The following is a 22594-nucleotide window of genomic DNA, read 5'->3' on the forward strand; positions in this document are numbered from 1 at the left end:
GAGAGCCTCTGGAGGTTGGAATTCCGCTTGGGAGGATAGATTGAAAAACGTGTTTGTTGCGCTGCTGGCGAGAGCTGGAGTGCGCTCATGACAACTATTTCCGAGGTGGCAAAGGCGGCTGGGGTCTCAGTCTCCACGGTTTCGCACGTTCTCAATAAGACGCGCTACGTCTCACCCGAGAAGGTCAAGCTCGTCATCGAGTCCGTGGAGGCAATCGGATACATCCCCAATACAGTCGCTCGCTCGCTCAAACTGTCATCGACAGGCACTGTCGGCCTCGCGATTTCCGCGATTTCGAATCCTTACTTCAGTGACATCATCTGCGCGATTGAGGCCGAGTGTTCCAAACGAGGCTTGATCGCGTTCCTCTGTGACACGCAGGATGATCCGATCCGGGAGCTGGAACTGATCCAGCATCTGCATCAGCGCCGCGTCGACGGGATTATACTTGCGCCTTCGGGCGATCCTAAAAAGGCGCTGGACTATCTCATCCGGTCCGACCTTCCCTGTGTGCTTGTTGACAGGCTGTCGGACAACCGTTTCGACCAAGTCGGGACGGATAACGTCGCCGCAATACGAACGCTCGTCGATCATCTCGTCACGCTGCATCATCGGCGGGTTGGGATCATTCTCGGTCAGCCCGGCTTTGCGACGACTGTGGAGCGCGCAAAGGCCTTCCGCACAGCGATGACGGAGAAGGGAATAGAGGTAGAGGATAATTTAATCAGCGACGGCAATCGCAGCACCGCCGACGCCACCGCTTCGACGCACCGTTTGCTGGGGCTGAAGGAGCCGCCGACAGCGATTCTTGCTTCCAACAATCTGGCGATGATCGGGGCTATGAGAGCCGTCCGAGAGCGGAAGCTGCGTGTTCCCGCGGACATTTCTGTCCTTGGGATCGATGATTTCGAATGGGCAGATTATTTCGAACCGCGCCTGACGCTGATGGCCCAGCCTTGCGATGAGATTGGCAGGAAGGCGGCGGACTTGCTGATCGAGCGGATCGGCAACAAGCGCCGCCCCCACGAGACCATTCGACTGTCGCCAGTTTTGCGAGTGCGTGAATCGTGTGGAGAAGCAGCATGAGCCACGTCGTTCTTTCAGCGAAAGGTGCCGTCAAGCGCTTCGGCGGGGTTCAGGCGCTTCGCGGCGTGGATTTCGACCTAAAGGTTGGCGAAATCCATGCGCTGCTTGGTGAAAATGGTGCAGGAAAATCGACGCTGATAAACCTGCTGTCCGGTGTGAATACGCCGGACGAGGGAGAGATCTTCATCGACGGCAAACCCGCGCGATTTCACAGCCCGCGTGATGCACAAGCAGCCGGGATCGCAACGATCTTCCAGGAACTGGACCTCGTTCCGAGCCTGACCGTGGCTGCCAATCTCTTCCTCGGGCGCGAACTTGTCCATCAGCACGGCATGCTGGATGGCAAGGCGATGCTGCAAGAGGCGCGTAAAAGACTAGAAGCGATCGACCGATCTATCGATCCAGCCCAGTTCGTGAGTGAGCTTTCCATCGGCCAGCGCCAGGTCGTCGCCATCGTCAAGGCGCTTTCCTACGCATCGAGAGCCCTCATCATGGATGAGCCGACGGCTGCCTTGACTGTTGGCGAAGTGGATCGACTATTCGACATCATGCGTGGCCTGGCAGCGTCGGGCGTTGGCATCGTCTATATCTCGCACCGCCTTGAGGAAGTGCCGCAGATCGCTCATCGCGTGACGGTCATGCGCGACGGCAAGGTGGCTGGCGTCACCAAACCAGATGCGCCGCAGGCCGAACTGGTGCAGCTTCTCGTTGGACGTCCTTTGAACGAGCTTTATCCCCGCCGCGCACCGAGTGTTGGTGACGTGCTCCTGCGGATGCGACAGGCTTCCTTCCGCCCGTACCGCGTGTCACCCGGGTGGCAGGCGCCAATCAAAGTCGATCTGGATGTTCGGCGTGGCGAAATCGTCGGGCTCGCCGGCGTTATGGGGGCGGGTCGAACCGAGCTTTTGAGCGCTCTATACGGAACAGGCGTGCCCGGCCAATGGCACGGGGACATTACGATTGGTGGCAGGCCGACCAGGCTTAAATCGATCGCGGCTGCTCGCAGGGCAGGACTGGCATTTGTAACTGATGACCGGCGTGGGGCCGGTCTCATGTTGCGTATGTCTGTAGGTCTCAATCTGGTGATGTCGATCATCCGCTGGATATCACCAAAGGGCTTGCTGTCGGCGCGGCGCCAGGAGGATGCGATCAAGAGCTCTTTCGGCCAATTCGACATTCGTCCAAAGAATCCCGGCATCGCGGTCGGGGCACTCTCTGGGGGCAATCAGCAGAAGGTCGTCCTCGCAAAGGAAGTGCTGGGCAATCCGCGCTTGTTGCTTCTCGACGAGCCGACACGTGGCGTCGACGTCGGCGCAAAGGGAGAAATCTATGCCCGCTTGCGCAAGCTGGCTTCAGAGGGATTGGGCATTCTTGTCGCTTCTAGCGAGATGCCCGAACTGATCGGCCTATGCGATCGCATAGTGGTTTTGCGCAACGGCAGCAGCGTTGCTGAGTTTTCTGGCGGCGTCGACGAACACGAAGTCCTGGCGGCCGCCAACGGGAGGGAGGCCTGATGTCCGAACAGCAAATCGCATCCAATCCAGCGGTTCAGCCCGCCAAGCGGATTGATCCGCTCGCGGTGTTGGTCCGCTTCCAGAGCTTGATCGGCCTTATACTCGTTTTCGCTGGAGGCATCATTTTCTCACCGCGTCGGCACGGTGTCATTCTGTTCATTCAACCCGACAACATCGCAAACATCGTCCGCGCGGTGTCCGAAACTGGCATCATTGCGATCGGAATGACGTTCGTGATCATCACCGCCGGGATTGATCTCTCGGTTGGGGCCACACTTGGTCTTGCGAGCGTCGTAACGGCAACATTGATGGTCTCAGGCGGTTTTGGGCTGGTCACGACGGTGCTGGCAGTGCTGCTGATGGGCACTTGTTTCGGGTTGGTCCAGGGAGCGATCTCAAGCAAGTTTCGGCTTGAAGCGTTTATCGTCACTCTTGCCGGCTTGCAGGCAGCCCGGGGGCTTGCACTCGTTGTGTCGGACAATCAGTACATCAATATTTCCTATGGTGATGGTCCTGGGCTTGCTCCACCCATCTTTGCCATTCTCGGCGGTCGGCTATTCGGTAACGTCGTTCCCGTCGCCACGATCGTCTTCTTGATCTTTGCCTGCATCGCCACGCTCGTGCTGAACACGACGAGGTTCGGCCGTTACGTCTATGCCGTCGGCGGCAACGAGCGCGCAGCCCGCATCTCAGGTGTTCCGGTCTCGGCAATCAAGATCGCCGTTTACGCCATCACCGGCTTTGCATCCGCACTTGCTGGCATCGTCCATGCCGGACAATTCAATTTTGGGAGCGCCAATGATGGGACCGGATATGAATTGACGGCCATCGCGGCTGTCGTCATCGGCGGAACCAGCCTGTTTGGCGGGTCAGGTTCAATGGTCGGAACAATCGCCGGTACGATCATGCTCGGCGCTTTGGCCAATATACTGCAACTGAACAACATCACGCCCGCCATGCAGTTGCTTGCGACAGCGGCAATTATCGTTCTGGCGGCAGTCCTTCAATCCCTCGTTCGTCGCCGCGAAGGATTGGGCAGGTAGTGTGGCGGCATCACCCGGAGGGTGGATCCGGGATCAATGTGGAGGAGAAAGTAATGACACAGAATGCACTTCGAATGTGGCATGCCGGACGCATGGCACTCCTGGCCGGCTCATGCCTTGCTATTGCCAGCGTGGCTCACGCTGCCGATCCGCTCGTGAAGGCTTGTGCCAAAGATGGCGAGTTCGTCATCGGCTTCTCGCAGGCCAACAATGCGGAGCCTTATCGCCAGCACGTCAACGATGAACTGGAGGCCGCCGCCAAGGCAGTCCCGCAGTTCACACTGCAGATCGCTGACGGCGCGGGCAACGTCAACACTCAGACATCGCAAGTCGACAATTTCATCACCCAAAAGGTTGACCTTCTGTTGATCTCGCCTTTCGAGGCGGCTCCGCTTACGCCCGCCGTCAAGCGGGCAATGGACGCGGGTATCCCGGTCGTCGAACTTGACCGCAAGACGAACGGTGAGGCTGGCAAGGACTATACAGCCTTCATCGGAGGAGATAACTACAAAATCGCGTTGGCCGCCGGCGAATATACGAGCAAGACGCTTCTGCCGGACGGCGGCGAGGCAGCCGTACTGCAGGGCCTGCCGAGTTCCACACCGGCCGTCGAACGGCTGAATGGCTTCAAGGATGGCGTGAAATCCAATTCCAAGATCCAGATCGTGGCAGAACAAGCGGCAGACTGGTTGCCGGATAAAGCACAGACCGCGTTCGCCGCGATGCTGCAGGCTCATCCCGATATCAAGATGGTCTATGCCAGCAACGACATGATGGCGGCGGGTGCGCTCCTAGCTGCGAAAGGTGCCGGCAAGAGCGTGAAGATCATCGGCACTGATGGCTTGCCAGGTCCGGCAGGCGGGATCGAGGCAGTCGCAAAGGGCGACTGGTCCGCGACCTTCACATATCCGACAGGAGCCAAAGAGGCGGTCGATATGGCTAAGTCGATATTGCTGGACTGCGCATCGTCGGTGCCGGCGACAGTAACGGTCGATACCACCGCCATTACAGCCGATAACGCGAAGCAGATGATGGGTAAGTAAAGCTCCAGACTCAACCCGGCCAGACGCGACCGTCCAGCCGGGTTGAACCATACCAATTGGCTGGCGTGCTCGATCTCTTTCGTCGAGCCGACATCTTACGCTTTTACGGCCATCGTCCGAATCCAAATGAGTTTGCGGCCTGGAGGTCCTATTGGTTCACCAGTTTCATCAAGACATCTCGCCCGCGGCTCAGATAGCGTCCATCCTTGTTCAAGCCACTGTTCAATAGGTCGCAGCGTGCCCGCCAGCTGGCTTTCTGACGAAGAAGGCTATGATAACCGATGCCACGGAGATGATTGCACCGCAAAGGAACGCGGCGCGAATTCCGTCAGTCGTCGCAGCAGCGGCATCGGCGCCAGCCAAAGAAGCATTTGAACCCGTCATTGTCATGATCGCGACGAAGAGTGCCGTGCCAGCCGCACCGGCGACCTGCTGGGTGGTGCCTATCATCGCGCTGCCATGCGAATAGAGGTTGGGTGGCAAGGAGCCAAGGCTCGCGGTGAACAGCGGTGTGAACATCAGTGCAAGGCCGATGCTGAGGATAATATGGGCCACGAGCAGCAGCCAGAATGATGTGTCCTGCTGAATGAGCGTCAGAGCCCACATCAGTGCACTGAACAGAATGGCACCCGGAACAACGAGCAGCACCGGTCCATATCGATCAAACAGGCTGCCAACCGTGGGGGCGCAGAGACCCATGATCAGCCCTCCCGGCAGCAGGAGCAGACCAGTTTGCAGTGTGGTCAAACCCAACACGTTCTGAAGGTAGATCGGAAGCAGAATGAACACGCCGAACATCGACATCATCAGCACTGCCATCATCACCGCCGGGATGGTGAAGGCCTTGATCATCAGGGTGCGCATGTCGAGCAAAGCCCGGCCTTGCCGCTGGAGCTGCAATTGCCTGGCGACGAATGCCGCAATCACGACCGCACCAACGGCCAATGGGAGCCATGGCGAGATGATAGGCGGTTGGAGGGCTGCTTCGCCCAGCCCACTGAGGCCGTAGACAAAGCTGCCGAAGCCGATGGCGGAAAGTGGAATGGAAAGAATGTCGATCGGTGCTTCCGTCGGCTCCGTGACGTTTCGCATTTTCCAAGCGCTGAGTGCAAGGGCGGCCAGAGCGATCGGCAAGACGAGGAGGAACAGCCATCGCCAATCGAGCGCGCTGAGGATGAGGCCTGATATGGTGGGACCTATGGCGGGGGCAACGGAGATGACGATCGATATATTGCCCATCGTCTTCCCACGCGACTGAGGTGGCACGAGGTGCATGATCGTGGTCATCAGCAGAGGCATCATGATCGCCGTACCGGATGCCTGCACGATGCGTCCCAAGACCAGCACCACGAAACCCGGCGAGAGCGCGGAAATCAGCGTGCCGACGCTGAAAAGCGACATGGCCAGGATGAAGACGTGCCGCGTGTTGAGACGCTGTAGGAGGTAGCCGGTGACGGGGATAACGACCGCCATGGTAAGCATGAAAGCTGTGGTCAGCCATTGTGCCAAGCTTGCGGAGATCTTGAGATCGGCCATCAGGTGGGGCAAGGCTACGCCCATGATCGTTTCATTGAGAATGACGACAAAGGCCGAAACCAGGAGAAGGCCGATTACAAGTTTGTTGCGGGCGCTGTGCTCTTCCGCGATGGGAGAATCGTCAACAGCATTTATGATCTGGGAATCGATGCTCATACGGATACCTTAAATGAGGAAGACAGGGACGTCTTCAGCACGACGTATTGCGGCGAAGAGATCCGACAATGTCCATTACATTTTTTCGCGAAATGCGTTGCAAGGGTTCGGCGTGCCTGGGCGCTCTTGCGATCTGCGTGGCCGACATGAGCGGAAGTCGCGTTGATCAGTTGGTGTTTTGGGCTTCTCTGCGTAGGGACGTTCTTGGCAGAGCTCTCTCATATTCAACCTTGTCCTTTGGCCAACGAACCAGCCACCCGATCTGCTCCCCCGTCGGAAGGCTACGCCGATGATCGCCTGACATCGGTGCTTGTCTCAACGTAGCATCCCGATCGCCAGGGTCATAGGTTGCGACGCCAACTGCCCGGTGCAATGCCGACAATCGTCTGGCGGAAGATCAGCGTCGTGCGCCGTATCCTGATAGCCGCTCCAGGAAGCCGATTTCCAAAGATGAAGCATCCCACCGAACTGACCCCTGACGACTGCCTTGCATACAGCAGCGAGAGCAAGCGGGAGAGCTGGGCATTATCGGACGGCAGTGGCAGTGCCAACATCTCGGCAGGGCGCGCGTTTAGCGCCAACAGCGGCGAAGTTCTGGCGAGCATGACTGCCGATGGTATGGGTTCGCCATGCTGCCGAAGTTCTACGTAGGAGAATATCTGCGCACCGGAAGGCCCGTGCACGTCCTGCCGAACTGGTCGCCGCCGGAGTTATCGGCAAGGCTCCAGCGGCAGCCCGACGCCTTGTGATGCGTGCCTCGACGATTCGAGGCCCATCAACAAGCAAAGCAATGGCCGCCCAACACTGCAGAAGGAAGCCCGCCTGATCTAGACACGAAGTTCACGTTTCTGACGATCCTCGTTTAGATAAAACACCATGTCCTCCAGTTGACGCGAAACGCTTTTTGACGATACGGCAAGCGCTAGCGGCGAATGCCGGATGGTCGGTCGAGGGGCGGAAGAACTTCGGAATATGGATTTGAAACGGGCGATGGATTTCTTCTTGGCTTTGATTGCGTCGGTGATCCTGCTTGTGCCGATCCTTATCGTCGCTCTTTGTGTTCGCCTTACCTCGCCGGGACCGATCCTATACTGGTCAAAACGTGTCGGCCGTTTCAATCAAATCTTCCTGATGCCGAAATTTCGCAGCATGCGCGTCGACACACCAACAGTTGCCACACATCTGCTCGAAAACCCGGATCGGTTTTTGACACCCATCGGCTCGTTTCTGCGCAAATCCAGCCTCGACGAACTGCCGCAGCTCTGGTGCATTCTCGAGGGGAAGATGAGTTTCGTCGGCCCACGGCCGGCACTCTACAATCAATACGACCTTATTGAATTGCGGGCGGCCCACGGCGTCGACAAGCTCCTGCCGGGATTGACGGGATGGGCGCAGATCAATGGCCGGGACGAATTGCCGATTCCGGAGAAGGTAAAATTCGATATCGAATATCTCGAACGTCGCTCGTTCGGCCTCGACATAAGCATTCTGTTTATGACCGCCGGGAAGGTAATCCGCCGTAAGGGAATAAGGCATTAACTTACCTACTTCTGATAGATAAGCAGCGCGGAAGACCTTGGTTTCCGATTATTTCAGTTGCGCTCGTTGCAGAAAATGACAAGAAGGTGGTGTCGATCGATCTGCGAAACGCTGGTAAACAATGCCTGGAAATACCCCCACTGAGACATCGCGCTCAGGATGGTTCTTAATGCCGATGCAAGCGCTCGTCGCCCCTCTGCTGGCGATGCCGCGGGTTGCCAAACGCGCTCTCGCTTTGCTGGTGGATTCCAGCTTTTGTGTTCTGACGCTCTGGCTGGCCTATTGCTTCCGCCTGAACGAATGGACGGTGCTGACCGGCGTCCAGTGGTTGCCGGTCTTCGTTTCGCTCTGCATGGCACTTCCCATCTTCATCGTCATGGGCATGTATCGGGCGATCTTCCGTTATGCCAACATGGCTGCTTTCATTACTGTCCTAAAGGCGATTGCGATCTACGGCGTCGCCTTCATGACGATATTTACCGCCCTCAGCGTTCCGGGTGTTCCCAGAACCGTCGGCATCCTCCAGCCCTTCCTGCTGTTGATTGCGATCGGCCTGTCGCGGTTGGGTATCCGTTATTGGCTCGGGGATACCTACCAGCGCATCCTGCACAAGAATATGCTCGCCAAGGTGCTGATCTATGGGGCAGGGACGGCCGGGCGGCAACTGGCCGGTGCCTTGATCAACAGCGCCGAACTCAATGTCGTCGGCTATCTGGATGATGACCCGCGTCTCAAGGGCGGCGTCATGGGTGGTTTGCCGATCTATGACCCCTCGGATCTTCCCGTGCTCGCGGGAACCCTTGGCGTGCACAATGTGCTCCTTGCTCTTCCATCAGCAACGCGGCAGCGTCGCAACGAAATCCTGGAGCATATCCGCAAAGCCAGGGTCAATGTACGCACGTTGCCGGATCTCACGGCTCTGGCTCAGGGACGCATCGCCGTCTCCGACATCCGTGAGCTCGAGATCGAAGATCTGCTGGGCAGGGAAGCGGTCGCGCCGCGGCAGGAGCTGCTCGACACGGCGATGCGCAACAAGGTGGTGATGGTCACCGGTGCTGGTGGCTCGATCGGCGGAGAGTTATGCCGCCAGATACTCCGCAATGAGCCTTCTAGCCTGATCCTCCTCGATCAGAACGAGTTTGCGCTTTATAATATCCATGCCGAATTGCGGAAGCTGGCAGAACTGTACAGATACGAAAATCTGCAGATCGTCCCAATCCTCTGTTCCGTCCGCGACCAGGATCGCATGGAACATATCATGCAGAGCTGGCGACCGCAGACGCTCTATCATGCCGCCGCTTACAAGCATGTGCCCCTTGTCGAACACAATGCCGTAGAAGGCATCAAGAACAATGTCATGGGTACGCTGGTCACGGCGCGCGCAGCGATTAAATGCGGCGTTTCGAATTTCGTGCTGATCAGCACAGACAAGGCCGTGCGTCCGACAAATGTGATGGGCGCCAGCAAGAGGTTGGCGGAGATGCTTCTGCAGGCGCTCGCAGCAGAATCGACGACCGACAGAATGCGAACTAATTTTTCCATGGTCCGCTTCGGAAACGTCCTCGGCTCGTCTGGATCGGTCGTGCCGCTTTTCCGCCAGCAGATCAAGGAAGGCGGCCCCGTTACGCTGACACATCCCGATATAACCCGCTATTTCATGACCATTTCGGAAGCCTCGCAGCTCGTCATCCAGGCCGGCGCCATGGCCGACGGCGGCGATGTTTTCCTGCTCGACATGGGCGAGCCCGTTCGCATCGCAGATCTCGCCCGCAAGATGGTCGAGCTTTCCGGATTGACCGTCCGCGACGAGAACAATCTCGAAGGGGATATCGAGCTTTCCGTTACAGGTCTTAGGCCCGGCGAGAAGCTTTACGAAGAACTGTTGATCGGGGATAATCCTGAAACAACCGAACATCCTCGGATCATGAAGGCGCGTGAGGATTTCTTGTCCTGGCCGGAGCTGTCGAAAAGACTGAACTCGCTCAACGCCGCACTGGACCGGAACGATATGATCGCTGCACGCGCGACATTGGCGGAGCTTGTTTCCGGCTATTCGTCAACGGGTGAGGTCTCGGATATGGCTTTCGCCGGCGCCGAGCCAATACGTCTGCCTCAGACAATTCAAAGCACGCTGTAGGGTCTGCAGGCTCAAGGGGTGCCAGACGTCAGTCGCGAACGACGGGCGCAAAGCCTGTGCTGCCGCGATCCACACAAATAAGGGCGACCATGTAAGCGAAGATCGGATCCAAGGCTTTCTGATTGAACATGATGCCAAAGCTGCCGGTTATGACGTAGCTGCTGACAAGCAGAAGAGCGAGCGCGATCGCTAAATCCCGGCCCGGTCCCGCTTCTTTTCTCCACGCGCCTATCAGGGGCGTCAGTAGCATCAGCGAAAGCGCTGCAATGCCGAAGACGCCGGCGTCGATTCCCGCGGTGAGGAAACCGTTGTGGACATGCGAGTAGGGCAACTTCGGCCGTATGTTATCGGGCAACTCTGCCAAAACCGAAGCCATCCGGTTTTGCGGACCATAACCCGTCAACGGGTCCTTGCTGATTGCCGATAGTGCGCCTTTGTACAATGCGAACCGCGCGCTGAGCGACGTGATCTCGCCGTCGGTGCGTTCGAGCGTCGTCAGATTTTCCTGCAGCGCCTGGATGCGATGGAGGATCTGGCCGCTGCCCAGGGCGATAAGTCCCGCCAACAGCAAGGAGCTGGTAATAGCAAGGCTGCGCAAACTCAGATGGAAGCTGTGTTTGCGGAAGTACCAGAGAAAGATGACGATATGGACGGGAATGACCAGCCAGGCCGAACGTGTCCCCGAAAGCAGCACGCAGCCTAGCCCGGCGGCATATCCCAATATCGCAATTCGTTGCTCCACGCTTCTGGGAGATTGAACGTTGAGAAGCGCGATGCCGCCGAAAAGAATGCCTATGACGCCCAGGAGTGCAGCGTTCGAAGTTCCAGCCTCTGCCCTTTCCATCAGAAACATGATCTGCAGGAGACTGAAAACAAAGGTGACGATCATGCCAATGCCCGCGCCGAGGATAAAGAGCGGCACGAGACTGCCATCGGGAGATTGGCGCATCCGTGGCAATATCAGCCAGATTGAAAAGAAAGGCAGGAGCCGGAATATCCAGTCCAGTTCTTCGGAGTAAGGCGGATTGATGAAGATGCTGGCGATCATCACCAGCGGGTAGATCGACATGCCAATGGCAACCAGCCGGTCGGATCTCGACAGGTTCAAGGCGAGGCTGCCCGTGGCCAGACAGTAGGCGCCCCATACCATCGACGCGAGGAGGATGAAGGAGTTAAAGTTCGGCGAAAGCCCTGGAAGGATTGCAAAGGCAAAGACCGCAATGCGGTTGTTTCGGTCGAGCGCGCTTCCGGTCTCATCCCCGGGATGAAGCACTGCCATCTTGAGTTGCCTAAGATAATTCACTTTGCCGGTCCTGCCGCATTGATGCTGCCTCGCTAAGGATCGTGATCACGGCTGTCAAGCGGTGATGAGGATGCAATCTGTGGCTTTAAGGGACGTGGTATTCCAGCAACAGGCATCGGGACAGACTTGGTTCTCGTCGATGAAGAGCGGCAAATGGAAAATACGGTAAGAACGGCTTCAACGGAAAACACGTATAAGGTGCGGGCTTGATTTGAAGTCTGCTCGTCCAGCGGCCGACGAAAGCGTATCGCGGGGAGAGAAGAAGGCAACATCCGAACCGTCAGAGCTACAGCGCCGCGCGTCTTTTCGAACGCACAAAGGACGACGTAGCAATTTGAATTATGCAGTAATCGAAGAACCGACGCAGGTTTTTTATCGAAGCGGCCGCCGTTATCGCCAAGATGGGCGTGTCGAACCTTCCGCCGATGATCGACCAAGGAGATAACCAAACCCGAATGCGATAACGCCGGTGGCGAGCAGCAATGCGCTTGCGGTGTGCGGGTGCTCTCTGGCGCCGGAGGCGACCGCATAAGCCTCACGCTTCATCTCTTTGGCGGCCGACTTCGCGACTTTGGTCAATCCCTGTGGCTGCTCAGCGGGTGTGCCGGTGAATCCGGCGCTCAAATTCTGTTTGTCGGCCATGTCGGGAACTTTCTGCAAGAGGTCTGAATTGGCGCGCGGAAAGTTCAATCCTGTTCGCGCGTACCGGGGGAGGCTTCGCGTTGATCCGCATCCTCGAGATCCGTCTTAACGAGGAATGCATCGGTATGTTCGCGCGAGGCCTCTCGCAGTGCTGCGAGATTTGGAGGGTTGTCGGCTTCGCCCTGCTGCGCATCGAGTTCATGCTCGGCGAGAGTCCAGTGACGCCCGTGCTTGCCTTCCGGTCTTCCTTCTTTCTCCCACAGGGAGTACGCCCTTTTTCGGATCTCCTCGTCGCGTCTGGCTGCTGGCGACCCGCTCTGCCTATCGATTTGGTTTGCGGCTCGCCGAGTCATTTTCCGTCCGCCTGCGTCCGCGGGTGGGGCTTCCGGTCGGCCGCCGTCGGCCTTCCCGTCGCTTGTCTTGCGTCGTGCTGGGTTTTTCATGAGCATCTCCTTGAGGATCACAACCAACTCGTACGATCTAAGTTCCAAACAAAGAATGCTTCGGCGCAAAAGATCGGGCTTCCAGGCTTGTGCTGTTCGCCCGCGCATTCGCGAAGTGCCGCCCCTCCAGATGCAGTCATACTGCCACAGTCTGCCGGACGTCTTGGCAAGGTGATAAAGCTGATATACTAGTATGCCACGAAGTTTTAACGCGCCGGTATGTCATGCGCCAGGCATTAGAAACCAAAGGTTCGGCAGTCGCGACGTCGCAGGAAGTCGGGAGCAGGCTGCGCCGCATCACCACTGCCGGCGTCATCTACGTTCGCCTCTATGCCGACATCGTGTCGCTGCGGATGCCGCCTGGCATGCTGCTGCAGGAAAAGCGGATCGCCGATGAATTCGGTGTCAGCCGCACGCCGGTGCGCGAGGCGCTGCTCCGGCTTTCCGAAGGCGGACTGGTCGATATCTACCCGCAGTCGGGCACCGTTGTATCGCGGGTGCCGGTCTCGGCGATCCCCGAGGCGGTCGTCGTGCGCAAGGCGCTCGAAGGCACGACCGTCGAGACCGCGGCTCTGACTGCGACTGCCGCCGATATCGCCCGTCTCGACGCCATCATTGCCCGCCAGCGGGGGCATGCTGCGACCGGCAATGCCTCGAGCTTCCATGAGGAGGATGAGGCTTTTCATGAGGCGATCGCACAGATCTCAGGTTATCCCGGCATCTGGGCGATCCTGAAAACGGTCAAGGTGCAGATCGACCGGGCTCGGCGGCTGACGTTGCCGGTGCTCGGGCGCATGGACAACGTCGTGCACGAACATATGATTATCCGCGATGCGCTCGCCGCTCACGATGCGGCGACTGCACGCAGCGCGATGATCCATCACCTAAGCGCCGTCATTCCCGATGTCGACGAACTGCGCGCGCGTTACCCCGACTATTTCTGCTGACGGCAGGCCAACACGAAACGAAAGACTTAGGGAAGGAAGAAGATGCGACAGGGTTGGAGATGGTTCGGACCGGAAGCGCCGGTGACGCTGGATGAAGTCCGCCAAACGGGCGCGACGAATATCGTCTCTTCGCTGCATCAGGTGCCGATCGGCAGGGCCTGGACGGAGAAGGAAGTGCGCGAACGCCAGTCCCTGATCGAGACGACGCCCGGCGACCGTTCCCCGCTCGTCTGGTCGGTGGTCGAGAGCATCCCGATCCCCGACGCCGTCAAGCGCAAGGGCGGGGAGGCGAAGGCCGAGATCGAGGCGTGGATCGCCAGTCTCGAAGCGGTCGCCGCCTGCGGCATTCCGATCGTCTGCTATAATTTTATGCCTGTCGTGGACTGGACTCGCACCGACCTCGATTTCGTGACGCCGACAGGCGCTACCGCCATGCGCTTCGATCATGAACGCTTCGCAGCCTTCGATCTCTTCATCCTGGAGCGGCCGGATGCGGCGCAGCACTATTCACAGGAGGACCGCGAACGGGCGCGTGTCGTTTTCGAGGCTATGTCGGACGAGGAGATCGCCGACATCACCCGTATCATCACCTCGGCTCTGCCGGGGTCGACCACCGAACCGCTGACCATTCCGGCCTTCCGGGAAAAGCTGGTCGCCTATAGCGGTATCGATGCCGCAAGATTGCGTCGGCACCTGATCGAATTCCTGGAGGCGGTGACGCCGGCTGCCGAAGCGCGCGGTGTCAAGCTGACATTGCATCCCGATGATCCGCCGCGCTCGCTGTTCGGCTTGCCGCGCATCGCCTCGACGGCCGATGATTATGCCGCGCTCTTCGATGCCGTGCCATCGGCGGCAAACGGCATGTGTTATTGCACCGGCAGCCTCGGCGTGCGTGCCGAGAACGACCTGCCGGCGATCGCCCGGCGTTTTGCTTCGCGCATCCACTTCGCCCATCTGCGCGCCACGACGCGCGAGGGCGATGGCCGGACGTTCCATGAAAGTGCGCATCTGGAAGGCGACGTCGACATGGTCGCCGTTCTCCGCGAACTGGTTGCGGAGGATCGCCGCCGCGGCGCGCAAGACACCATCGTCTTCCGCTCGGATCATGGCCATCGTATGCTCGACGATCTCGACAAGGTCGTCACGCCAGGTTACCCCGCCATCGGCCGCATGCGCGGCCTCGCCGAACTGCGCGGCATCCTGCATGCGCTCGGCGCGCCGCCGAACTGAATGCCGCCCCGGTTCGCGGCGTTCGCCCTTCAGCGGAAATCATCGCGCTCTGAAGCCCGAGCGGTGCTTCAGAGCGCGCAACCTTTCAGGAAAAGATCGGCGCACATCTTCGCCCGAGCCGCAATCGTCTCGATCTTCGGCGGTGGCTCCTGGCGCAGCATCGCGGCACGCTGCGGCTCCATGATCATCATGCCGCGCAGCATGCCGCAGGCCGCATGCGGATCATCAAGCGCAATCAGTCCGCGATCGATCTGCTTGTGAAGCCAGTTCTCCATCAGTGTATTGGTTCTGACGACCGCCTTTTCATAGAAGGCGTTGGCGATCTCGGGGAATCGATCAGATTCGCTGATGACAAGCCGGGTCACGGTGATCGTATCGACTGACAGCGTCAGCATGCCATAGGCCATCAGCATGCGTTCCAACCCCTGCCTGAGATCGGCCACGGCGAGTGTGCCGGGGTCAAGCGCCAACAAAAAACGCTCCGTGCGCTCCGTGATCATCTCCGAAAAGAGATCTGCTTTCGTCGGAAACAGGCGGTAGAGCGTCTTGGTCGAAATCCCGGCCTCCTGCGCGATCGCAGCGATGCTCGCCGCGGCATAGCCGTTCTGGTGGAACTGCCTGTTCGCCGCCTCGATGATCAGGCTTCTCGTATCCTCGTCGCAGCGGACTTGCGGGCGTCCTCGCGGCTTCTTCTCGATTTCGTGATTTTGGACCATAACGATTTTCCAAATTCTCATTGACATCCATTTTCTAATACATATTTTGGAAAACATCAAGTTTCCTAAATAGGATTTCACTCGAATTCAGAGGCCGCAGCCCAAGAGACGGCGACCCGTCATCCGGAGAGAGACAATGACCATCAAGAAGCTGCATGCCTTGAACAACAATGATGTCGCCGAAACTGTTGTCGAAGCTATCCCGGCAAGCCTTGACGCCGGCAAGACGCCGCGCATCGCCGAGGCCGCCGCCCCTGTTGCCGAGGAAAAGCCCGCCCGCAAGGGCGGCGGCCGCTCCCTGCTGTTCGGCGCCACCGCTCTCGTGCTGATCGCCGCCGGCGCCTATTACGGCCATGATTACTGGACGGTCGGCCGCTTCCATGTCTCGACCGACGACGCCTATGTGAAGGCCGACAGCAGCACCATCGCCCCCAAGGTAACAGGCTATCTCGCCGAGGTGCTCGTCATGGACAACGAGACCGTCAAGGCCGGCCAGCCGCTTGCCCGCATCGACGACCGCGATTTCAAGGCAGCACTCGATCAGGCCAAGGCCGACGTCGCCGCAGCCGAGGCCACCGTCAACGCCAAGCAGGCTTCGCTCGATATCCAGCAATCGACGATCGCCGCCGCCCGCGCGACGGTCGACGTCGACCGCGCCAACGAGACCTTTGCCGAGCAGAACAACAAGCGCTATTCGAACCTTGCCACTAGCGGCTATGCCCCGGTCCAGACGGCGCAACAGGCCGCCTCGCAAATCGCTGCCGCCCAGGCGTCGATCGTGCGCGACATCGCCTCGCTCGATGCCGCCGTCAAGCAGGTCGATCTTCTCAACGCCGAACTGGCCCAGGCAAAGGCGGCGCTTGCGCACAGCCAGGCCGTCCAGCACCAGGCTGAGCTCAACCTTTCCTATGCGACGATCACCGCGCCCGTCGACGGCACCGTGGGCAACCGGACGCTGCGCGTCGGCCAATATGTCCAGGCCGGCACCCAGCTCATGTCGGTCGTGCCGACGACGGCTGCCTATGTCATCGCCAACTACAAGGAAACCCAACTCACCGACGTCAAGGCCGGCCAGCCAGTCGATATCGAGGTCGATATGTTCCCCGGCCGCACCTATCACGGCCATGTCGACAGCCTCGCGCCGGCAAGCGGTCAGGAATTCGCCCTGCTGCCACCCGATAACGCTACCGGCAACTTCACCAAGGTCGTCCAGCGCATTCCCGTCAGGATCGTGCTCGACGGCAACGCCGCCGCCAACGGCGACCTGCGCCCCGGCATGTCGGTCCAGCCTAGCATCGACACCAAGAATGACCGCAGCTAGGCCGGGGGACAAGGAGTTCGTGTCATGTCCACCATCGCAGCAACAACCATCGCTGTCCCGCAGCCGAAAACCGGCGCCAGCACCAGAGACTGGATCGCCGTTCTCGCCGGCATGATCGGTGCCTTCATGGCGATCCTCAATATCCAGATCACCAATGCCTCGCTGCTCGACATCGAGGGCGGCATCGGAACAGGCGTCGACAATGGCGCCTGGATCTCGACCTCCTACCTGATCGGCGAGATCGTCGTCATCCCGTTGACAGCCTATTTCAGCAGCGTCTTCTCGTTCCGCCGCTATATCCTCGTCAACTCAGTCCTCTTCCCGCTGTTTTCGATTGGCTGTGCCTTCGCCCATGATCTCGGCACGATGATCGTGCTGCGCGGCCTGCAGGGTTTTGCCGGCGGCGTGCTGATCCCCATGGCCTTCACCATGGTGCTGACCAAGCTGCCGAAGCACCAGCAGCCGCTCGGCCTTGCAGCCTTCGCGCTCTCGGTCACCTTTGCACCGGCGATCGGCCCGACCATCGGCGGCTATCTCACCGAAAATTACGGCTGGCAGACGATCTTCTTCATCAACGCCATCCCGAGCGCCATCATGGCGGTCGCCCTTGCCCTGACGCTCGACAAGCAGCCGATGCGGCTCGGCCTGCTGAGGGAAGGCGACTGGGCGGGGATCATCAGCATGGCGATCGGCCTCTCGGCGCTGCAGACGGTGCTCGAAGAAGGCAACAAGGAGGACTGGTTCTCCTCGCCCTTCATCGTCAAGCTGAGCATCCTCGCCTTCGTCTTCCTCGTCGCCTTCATCTGGATCGAGCTGACGGTGGAAAAGCCGCTGGTCAAGCTGCGCCTGCTGAAGCAGCGCAACTTCGGCATTGGCGTTGCCGTCAACGTGCTGGTCGGCGTCGCCCTCTTCGGTACCGTCTATATCCTGCCGCAATATCTCGGCCAGGTGCAGCGCTACAATGCCGAGCAGATCGGCAACGTGCTGGCCTGGACCGGCCTGCCGCAGCTGCTTCTGATCCCGCTCGTGCCGATGATGATGAAGCGCTTCGATGCGCGTTACATCGGCTTCCTCGGCATCTCGATCTTTGCGATCAGTTGCTTCATGAACATCACATTGTCGGCCGATACCGCAGGCGACCAGTTCTGGATTCCGAATATCATCCGCGCCATCGGCCAGGCCCTGGTGCTGACGCCGATCACCGCCATCACCACCGCCGGCATCGCCCCTTCTGATGCGGCCGCCGCCTCGGGCCTCACCAACATGCTGCGCAATCTCGGCGGCGCCGTCGGCACGGCAACGCTCGGAACGGTGCTGACCAAACGTGAGCAGTTCCACTCGAACATCATTGGCCAGTCGGTGACGCTCGGCCGTGACGAAGTTCGCACCCGTCTCGACCAATTGACAGGCTACTTCCTGCAGCATGGCGTTTCCGATCATGCCGTCGCCGCCCAGAAAGCCGTCGTGGCGCTTGGTCAGGTCGTCAAACGCCAGGCCCTCATCCTCGGCTTTGCCGATACCTTCGCCGTCATTGGCGTGGTTCTCGCCATTGCGGCCGTCGCCCTGCTGCTCACCCAAAAACCGCGGGCCGGCGGTGGCGCCGGCGCTCACTGAAACCAGCGCTCACCGGACTTCCCGGCGAGCGCCTTCTGCTGCCTTTTATTGCGGGATTTCGACCGTAAAGGCAAAGCGGGCCACGGCGCCCGGCGCCAGGATCGTGGTCGATGGCCTCTTCGATAGCTCGCCGGAGCCGCCGGCTTCCGCGGCCGTTCCATGCCAGGGCTCGATGCAGAGGAAGGGCGCTCCCGGCTTGGTCCACAGCGCAAGATTGGGCAGGTTTTCGAACTGGAAGTGCATGGTGGGGCCGCCTTCGACGCCATAGGTCAGGCCTTCGCCCGCACCATCAGGGAAAATCATCGCATCCTGCTCGAACATCGAATGATCGAGCACCAGCCGGCCGGTATCGAACGGCGAGGGCAGGGGCGCGGGATTGATGAGACCGCCTCCCAGCCGCACCAGCGCCGGCTCGCCTTTATTGTCGAGCATGACGATATGGTCGCGGCCGGCAGCATCGGGCAATGGCCAGGCGAAGGCCGAATGGAAGCCGAGGCCGAAGGGCATCGGCTTCGGGTCGCGATTGGTGACCTCCGCCGTGACAGTCAACGCGCGGCCCTCGACCGCATGCACCACGGCCAGCTGAAATTCGAACGGATAGACCGCCCGCGTCGCCTCCGAGGCGGCCAGTTCGAACCGGCACATCGTCTCAGTGGAGGCAGCAAGGGCGAATTCGCTGCGGCGGGCAAAGCCATGCTGGGCCATTGGATAGACCGCGCCATCAATCGCGATCTTGTCATCAGGCGCCTTGCCGACGATCGGAAACAGGATAGGCGACCGCCCGGTCCAGAAGGCTGCGTCGCCGGTCCATAACCACGAGCGTCCGTCGCTTGATGTCAGCGCCTGCATCTCGGCGCCGAGAGAGGAGACATCGATGGTGAGATCCTGATTCCCGATCCGGATGGAGATTGGCATCGCGCTTCCCTTTCGCATTGGTGCGGCACCAAGCCATACCGTTCCGCACGGGGGATTTCCACCCAGTAGAGGGGCGGGACGGCAGCACACCAGCCGCTGCCCTCGTCATTTCCTGATCGCGCCCAATCTCGCGATCACTTCGTTCGGGATGCCGTAGCGCTGGATGGCGTCGCGGTTGTTCCGCAAGCCGCAAATCTCACGCTGGATGAAGAACGCCCAGACGGCGTCGGAGGCTTCGTTGAGAAGCCTCTCGCGGTCTTCGGCGCTCTGGCGGTCGGCAGCCCAGGCCTTCAGGGCGGCAAGGGCTGCCTCCACCTTTAGCCCGTGCCGTCCGAGCGAATCCGCGCGCGCCGACATCAACTCGTATTCGAGGACGTTGAAGCCGTTTCTATCCTGCTCGGATTGTCTGAAGGATTGCGGCGGACGAACGCTCATTGGCACAGGTCTCCGTTGGCGCGAGCCACAATATTAGCCAATCCGGCCCAAAATTAAAGAAGGTGAGCATGATGTCGTCCGAAAACCGCTCACTGTTTCAGCATCATGCTCCCGACATCAAGAGGGTGGGAAACAGGCCTATCCTGCCGTGTCAACGCGTGGCATAAGGGCGCCAAAATCTCTTTCCAGGCTCCCGCGCAAACCATGATCCGTATCGAAAATATCAGCAAGCAGCTCAGCCACCGCATCCTCTTCATCGAGGCGTCCGCAGCGCTCAACAGAGGCGAGAAGATCGGTCTCGTCGGCCCGAACGGCGCCGGCAAGACGACCGTCTTCCGGATGATCAACGGCGAGGAGCAACCCGACGAGGGGCAGGTCTCCTGCGAGAAAGGCGTCACCATCGGCTATTTCAACCAGGATGTCGGTGAGATGGCAGGCCACAGCGCCGTTGCCGAGGTGATGAATGGCGCAGGTCCTGTCAGCATCGTTGCCGGGGAATTGCGTGAGCTCGAGGCGGCCATGGCCGATCCCGAGCAGGCCGACAACATGGAAGAGATCATCGATCGCTACGGCGAGGTGCAGGCGCGCTACGAGGAGCTGGATGGTTATGCGCTCGATGGACGCGCCCGCGAAGTGCTCGCGGGCCTAAGCTTCAGCCAGGAGATGATGGACGGCGATGTCGGTGCGCTGTCGGGCGGCTGGAAGATGCGCGTGGCGCTCGCCCGCATTCTGCTGATGCGTCCCGACGTCATGCTGCTCGACGAGCCGAGCAACCATCTGGATCTGGAAAGCCTGATCTGGCTGGAAGAATTCCTGAAAGGCTATGAAGGCGCGCTGCTGATGACCTCGCACGACCGCGAGTTCATGAACCGTATCGTCACCAAGATCATCGAGATCGACGGCGGCACGCTGACGGCCTATTCCGGCGACTATGAATTCTACGAGCAGCAGCGGGCGCAGAACGAGAAGCAGCAGCAGGCCCAGTTCGAACGCCAGCAGGCGATGCTCGCCAAGGAGATCAAGTTCATCGAGCGCTTCAAGGCACGCGCCTCGCATGCCTCCCAGGTGCAGAGCCGCGTGAAGAAACTCGAGAAGATCGACCGGGTGGAGCCGCCCAAGCGCCGTCAAATCGTTTCCTTCGAGTTCCAGCCGGCGCCGCGCTCCGGCGAGGACGTGGTCAACCTGAAGAATGTCCACAAGAAATATGGCAGCCGCAGCATCTATGACGGTTTGGATTTCGTCGTGCGCCGCCGGGAACGCTGGTGCATCATGGGCATCAACGGCGCCGGCAAGTCGACGCTGCTGAAGCTGGTGACCGGCTCCACCGCGCCTGATCAGGGCAGCGTTGCACTGGGCGCCAGCGTCAAGATGGGTTATTTCGCCCAGCACGCCATGGACATATTGGACGGCGAGCGCACCGTGTTCCAGATGCTGGAGGACCAGTTTCCCCAGGCAGGGCAGGGGCCCTTGCGCGCGCTGGCCGGCTGCTTCGGGTTCTCCGGCGACGATGTCGAGAAGCGGTGCCGGGTCCTATCCGGTGGCGAGAAGGCGCGGCTGGTCATGGCGATCATGCTGTTCGATCCGCCGAACCTGCTCGTGCTCGACGAGCCGACGAACCATCTCGACCTCGACACCAAGGAAATGCTGATCAAGGCGCTGTCGCAATATGAGGGCACGATGCTGTTCGTCTCGCACGACCGGCATTTCCTGGCCGCACTCTCCAACCGGGTACTGGAGCTGACGCCCGAGGGCATCCATCAATATGGCGGCGGCTATACCGAATATGTGGCGCGCACCGGCCACGAGGCGCCCGGACTGCGAAGCTGACGATTTTCTTTGCGCGGCATGTCTAAACCGTCAGCGTCGGAACGACAAGCGGAGAGCCGGCCAGCGATATCGGTTGGCCGCTCGAAGCAACTCGATGCAGCGCAGGCGCATCAACTGGTCGAGCCGGTCGCAGTGTCAGCGCTCGGTTCGGGCGTACGCTTGCTGCTGACGATCAAGGTCGATGACGTCGATGCGGTTTTTGCAGAACTGCGCAAACTCGGGGTCGCGCTGCTCAACGGCCCGACCGATCGCCCATGCGGCCGCCGCACCGCGGCTTTTGCCGATCCGTCGGGCCATGTCTGGGAGGTCGCGCGGAATTGCGCCAAAGCATGTCGCGCAAAAGTGTGCAGCGGTTTGCGATAACGACATGCGCAAAAATAAAGATTTAAAGCGACGCACTTTAGACGGCTGTTGCAGTACTCTGATGCCACCTTCGTATTTTGCCGTCATCGGCCGTACGGGCAGGCGGCTTCTTCCACGCAAAGAACGGATTCGGCGGCTGTTGCCACGATGATGACCAAATTCCGTGGTGTTCGGAGGCCTCTTCATGCAATCGGGGACGGGCGCATCGGCATGGACTGGATCAATCGCTACATCGATCAGCCGCTACTGCACGGCGCGGCGGGTTTGCTGCGGAGTTGGCATATCCGCACGCGGCAACCGCCGGAGCTGCTGGAGCCGACGTGGAATCTCGTTGTGCTCTCCTTTCTCCTGATCGCGAGCGGGCAGGTCATGGCCGGCGAGACTTTCACGCTCAGTGTTGCCGCGCTGGTCATGCTGGCGCTGCCGTCCGCTCGAAAGCTGCTTTCGGCTGTGAAGGCAGGGCAAGGCGGTTACGGCGCCCGGGAATACAAGTCGCTAAGAGCGCGCGCCATCGCTAAACGTGAGGCGGAGTGGTCGGTGCGGATCATCGTCCTCTTCGCATCCGCCTGCCTTCCGTTCATCGCCCGCATCGACGATCCGGTGGGAGCCTATTTCATGCTGGGAGCCAGCATCTGGTTCGTCCTAACCGGGCCGCTCAAGGCCTATCTCGACGCAGCCGAACCTCCCGAGCCGAATGAAGGCGACCGAATGTACAGCGGCGTCTTTCACGTCGGCTGAATGGAGCTGATGCGACGCTGCATGTCCCGGCCATCAGACGGACGGG

At 59.9% G+C, this 22594-nt stretch carries 19 protein-coding genes and 2 pseudogenes; 14 read left to right on the forward strand and 7 right to left on the reverse strand.

Annotated features, from left to right (window positions below; genetic code table 11):
* Window positions 1-87: 87 nt before the first annotated feature.
* Genes ACS4RR_RS24495 through ACS4RR_RS24510 form a run of 4 tightly spaced genes read left to right on the forward strand, consistent with a single transcriptional unit; the run spans window position 88 to window position 4686 of the window.
* Window positions 88-1086 (forward strand): LacI family DNA-binding transcriptional regulator, encoded by a 999-nt coding sequence (locus ACS4RR_RS24495; protein ID WP_456190280.1) that lies wholly within the window; start codon window positions 88-90, stop codon window positions 1084-1086.
* The gene (locus tag ACS4RR_RS24500) at window positions 1083-2600 is read left to right on the forward strand and encodes a sugar ABC transporter ATP-binding protein (protein WP_456190281.1); all 1518 of its coding nucleotides are present in this window, start codon (window positions 1083-1085) and stop codon (window positions 2598-2600) included. The genes ACS4RR_RS24495 and ACS4RR_RS24500 overlap by 4 nt, the downstream gene beginning before the upstream one ends.
* On the forward strand, window positions 2600-3643 hold the full coding sequence (locus tag ACS4RR_RS24505) for an ABC transporter permease (RefSeq protein ID WP_018070765.1): 1044 nt from the start codon (window positions 2600-2602) through the stop codon (window positions 3641-3643). The genes ACS4RR_RS24500 and ACS4RR_RS24505 overlap by 1 nt, the downstream gene beginning before the upstream one ends.
* A gap of 53 nt (window positions 3644-3696) precedes the next feature.
* A complete protein-coding gene (locus tag ACS4RR_RS24510; protein ID WP_456190376.1) occupies window positions 3697-4686 on the forward strand; it encodes a substrate-binding domain-containing protein in 990 nt (329 codons plus the stop codon).
* Window positions 4687-4908: 222 nt separating this feature from the next.
* Here ACS4RR_RS24510 and ACS4RR_RS24515 read toward each other — a convergent pair whose 3' ends face one another.
* Window positions 4909-6378, reverse strand: a complete 1470-nt coding sequence (locus tag ACS4RR_RS24515) for a DHA2 family efflux MFS transporter permease subunit (protein ID WP_456190282.1) — start codon at window positions 6376-6378, stop codon at window positions 4909-4911.
* 384 nt (window positions 6379-6762) lie between these two features.
* On the opposite strand from ACS4RR_RS24515, the pseudogene ACS4RR_RS24520 reads away from it, so the two are divergent.
* The 3 genes and pseudogenes from ACS4RR_RS24520 to ACS4RR_RS24530 form a co-directional block, all read left to right on the forward strand.
* Window positions 6763-7115 (forward strand): annotated as a pseudogene (locus tag ACS4RR_RS24520) (LysR substrate-binding domain-containing protein); the annotation flags it as partial.
* Between the two features lie 235 nt (window positions 7116-7350).
* Window positions 7351-7917, forward strand: a complete 567-nt coding sequence (locus ACS4RR_RS24525) for a sugar transferase (protein ID WP_170278351.1) — start codon at window positions 7351-7353, stop codon at window positions 7915-7917.
* 121 nt (window positions 7918-8038) lie between these two features.
* The gene (locus ACS4RR_RS24530) at window positions 8039-10054 is read left to right on the forward strand and encodes a polysaccharide biosynthesis protein (protein WP_222281251.1); all 2016 of its coding nucleotides are present in this window, start codon (window positions 8039-8041) and stop codon (window positions 10052-10054) included.
* 28 nt (window positions 10055-10082) lie between these two features.
* Here the strand turns inward: ACS4RR_RS24530 and ACS4RR_RS24535 are convergent, their stop codons facing one another.
* The 3 genes from ACS4RR_RS24535 to ACS4RR_RS24545 all read right to left on the reverse strand — a co-directional run bounded on the left by ACS4RR_RS24535 (window position 10083) and on the right by ACS4RR_RS24545 (window position 12442).
* The gene (locus tag ACS4RR_RS24535) at window positions 10083-11357 is read right to left on the reverse strand and encodes an O-antigen ligase family protein (protein ID WP_222281250.1); all 1275 of its coding nucleotides are present in this window, start codon (window positions 11355-11357) and stop codon (window positions 10083-10085) included.
* A 390-nt stretch (window positions 11358-11747) separates the two neighbouring features.
* Complete coding sequence (locus ACS4RR_RS24540) at window positions 11748-11999, reverse strand: hypothetical protein (protein ID WP_222281249.1); 252 nt, start codon at window positions 11997-11999, stop codon at window positions 11748-11750.
* Between the two features lie 44 nt (window positions 12000-12043).
* Entirely contained in the window at window positions 12044-12442 is a 399-nt protein-coding gene (locus ACS4RR_RS24545) for a DUF2934 domain-containing protein (RefSeq protein WP_170280642.1), read from the reverse strand.
* A 224-nt stretch (window positions 12443-12666) separates the two neighbouring features.
* On the opposite strand from ACS4RR_RS24545, the gene ACS4RR_RS24550 reads away from it, so the two are divergent.
* Both ACS4RR_RS24550 and uxuA read left to right on the forward strand, forming a co-directional pair.
* Entirely contained in the window at window positions 12667-13389 is a 723-nt protein-coding gene (locus ACS4RR_RS24550) for a GntR family transcriptional regulator (RefSeq protein ID WP_456190283.1), read from the forward strand.
* A 42-nt stretch (window positions 13390-13431) separates the two neighbouring features.
* A complete protein-coding gene (uxuA, locus tag ACS4RR_RS24555) occupies window positions 13432-14619 on the forward strand; it encodes a mannonate dehydratase (RefSeq protein WP_456190284.1) in 1188 nt (395 codons plus the stop codon).
* 68 nt (window positions 14620-14687) lie between these two features.
* Here uxuA and ACS4RR_RS24560 read toward each other — a convergent pair whose 3' ends face one another.
* Window positions 14688-15335 carry a TetR/AcrR family transcriptional regulator gene (locus ACS4RR_RS24560; protein ID WP_222281246.1) on the reverse strand — a complete coding sequence of 216 codons (648 nt, stop codon included), beginning with the start codon at window positions 15333-15335 and terminating at the stop codon, window positions 14688-14690.
* 136 nt (window positions 15336-15471) lie between these two features.
* On the opposite strand from ACS4RR_RS24560, the gene ACS4RR_RS24565 reads away from it, so the two are divergent.
* Both ACS4RR_RS24565 and ACS4RR_RS24570 read left to right on the forward strand, forming a co-directional pair.
* Window positions 15472-16656: an HlyD family secretion protein gene (locus ACS4RR_RS24565; protein WP_222351078.1), complete on the forward strand. Its 1185-nt coding sequence runs from the start codon at window positions 15472-15474 to the stop codon at window positions 16654-16656.
* A 24-nt stretch (window positions 16657-16680) separates the two neighbouring features.
* Window positions 16681-18270 carry a DHA2 family efflux MFS transporter permease subunit gene (locus ACS4RR_RS24570; protein WP_222281244.1) on the forward strand — a complete coding sequence of 530 codons (1590 nt, stop codon included), beginning with the start codon at window positions 16681-16683 and terminating at the stop codon, window positions 18268-18270.
* Window positions 18271-18315: 45 nt separating this feature from the next.
* Here the strand turns inward: ACS4RR_RS24570 and ACS4RR_RS24575 are convergent, their stop codons facing one another.
* Complete coding sequence (locus ACS4RR_RS24575) at window positions 18316-19185, reverse strand: aldose 1-epimerase family protein (protein ID WP_260299882.1); 870 nt, start codon at window positions 19183-19185, stop codon at window positions 18316-18318.
* 105 nt (window positions 19186-19290) lie between these two features.
* Window positions 19291-19620, reverse strand: a complete 330-nt coding sequence (locus tag ACS4RR_RS24580; protein ID WP_032986043.1) for a DUF6665 family protein — start codon at window positions 19618-19620, stop codon at window positions 19291-19293.
* A 204-nt stretch (window positions 19621-19824) separates the two neighbouring features.
* Here ACS4RR_RS24580 and ACS4RR_RS24585 point away from each other — a divergent pair, with 204 nt between their 5' ends.
* From ACS4RR_RS24585 to ACS4RR_RS24595, 3 genes and pseudogenes are all read left to right on the forward strand, one after another.
* Entirely contained in the window at window positions 19825-21447 is a 1623-nt protein-coding gene (locus ACS4RR_RS24585) for an ABC-F family ATP-binding cassette domain-containing protein (RefSeq protein WP_222387704.1), read from the forward strand.
* Window positions 21448-21552: 105 nt separating this feature from the next.
* A pseudogene (locus tag ACS4RR_RS24590) lies at window positions 21553-21810 on the forward strand (VOC family protein); the annotation flags it as partial.
* A 147-nt stretch (window positions 21811-21957) separates the two neighbouring features.
* Window positions 21958-22548, forward strand: a complete 591-nt coding sequence (locus tag ACS4RR_RS24595) for a hypothetical protein (RefSeq protein ID WP_162116619.1) — start codon at window positions 21958-21960, stop codon at window positions 22546-22548.
* Window positions 22549-22594 lie beyond the last annotated feature (46 nt).

Source organism: Rhizobium zaerense, from assembly GCF_051810725.1.
GTDB classification, from domain to species: domain Bacteria; phylum Pseudomonadota; class Alphaproteobacteria; order Rhizobiales; family Rhizobiaceae; genus Rhizobium; species Rhizobium leguminosarum_I.

What these genes read in the sequence shown, in the direction of transcription:
- ACS4RR_RS24495 (WP_456190280.1), top strand. Translation starts at nt 88, where the DNA reads ATGACAACTATTTCCGAGGTGGCAAAGGCGGCTGGGGTCTCAGTCTCC.
- ACS4RR_RS24500 (WP_456190281.1), top strand. Translation starts at nt 1,083, where the DNA reads ATGAGCCACGTCGTTCTTTCAGCGAAAGGTGCCGTCAAGCGCTTCGGC.
- ACS4RR_RS24505 (WP_018070765.1), top strand. Translation starts at nt 2,600, where the DNA reads ATGTCCGAACAGCAAATCGCATCCAATCCAGCGGTTCAGCCCGCCAAG.
- ACS4RR_RS24510 (WP_456190376.1), top strand. Translation starts at nt 3,697, where the DNA reads ATGACACAGAATGCACTTCGAATGTGGCATGCCGGACGCATGGCACTC.
- ACS4RR_RS24515 (WP_456190282.1), bottom strand. Translation starts at nt 6,378, where the DNA reads ATGAGCATCGATTCCCAGATCATAAATGCTGTTGACGATTCTCCCATC.
- ACS4RR_RS24525 (WP_170278351.1), top strand. Translation starts at nt 7,351, where the DNA reads ATGGATTTGAAACGGGCGATGGATTTCTTCTTGGCTTTGATTGCGTCG.
- ACS4RR_RS24530 (WP_222281251.1), top strand. Translation starts at nt 8,039, where the DNA reads ATGCCTGGAAATACCCCCACTGAGACATCGCGCTCAGGATGGTTCTTA.
- ACS4RR_RS24540 (WP_222281249.1), bottom strand. Translation starts at nt 11,999, where the DNA reads ATGGCCGACAAACAGAATTTGAGCGCCGGATTCACCGGCACACCCGCT.
- ACS4RR_RS24545 (WP_170280642.1), bottom strand. Translation starts at nt 12,442, where the DNA reads ATGAAAAACCCAGCACGACGCAAGACAAGCGACGGGAAGGCCGACGGC.
- ACS4RR_RS24550 (WP_456190283.1), top strand. Translation starts at nt 12,667, where the DNA reads ATGCGCCAGGCATTAGAAACCAAAGGTTCGGCAGTCGCGACGTCGCAG.
- uxuA (WP_456190284.1), top strand. Translation starts at nt 13,432, where the DNA reads ATGCGACAGGGTTGGAGATGGTTCGGACCGGAAGCGCCGGTGACGCTG.
- ACS4RR_RS24560 (WP_222281246.1), bottom strand. Translation starts at nt 15,335, where the DNA reads ATGGTCCAAAATCACGAAATCGAGAAGAAGCCGCGAGGACGCCCGCAA.
- ACS4RR_RS24565 (WP_222351078.1), top strand. Translation starts at nt 15,472, where the DNA reads ATGACCATCAAGAAGCTGCATGCCTTGAACAACAATGATGTCGCCGAA.
- ACS4RR_RS24570 (WP_222281244.1), top strand. Translation starts at nt 16,681, where the DNA reads ATGTCCACCATCGCAGCAACAACCATCGCTGTCCCGCAGCCGAAAACC.
- ACS4RR_RS24575 (WP_260299882.1), bottom strand. Translation starts at nt 19,185, where the DNA reads ATGCCAATCTCCATCCGGATCGGGAATCAGGATCTCACCATCGATGTC.
- ACS4RR_RS24580 (WP_032986043.1), bottom strand. Translation starts at nt 19,620, where the DNA reads ATGAGCGTTCGTCCGCCGCAATCCTTCAGACAATCCGAGCAGGATAGA.
- ACS4RR_RS24585 (WP_222387704.1), top strand. Translation starts at nt 19,825, where the DNA reads ATGATCCGTATCGAAAATATCAGCAAGCAGCTCAGCCACCGCATCCTC.
- ACS4RR_RS24595 (WP_162116619.1), top strand. Translation starts at nt 21,958, where the DNA reads ATGATGACCAAATTCCGTGGTGTTCGGAGGCCTCTTCATGCAATCGGG.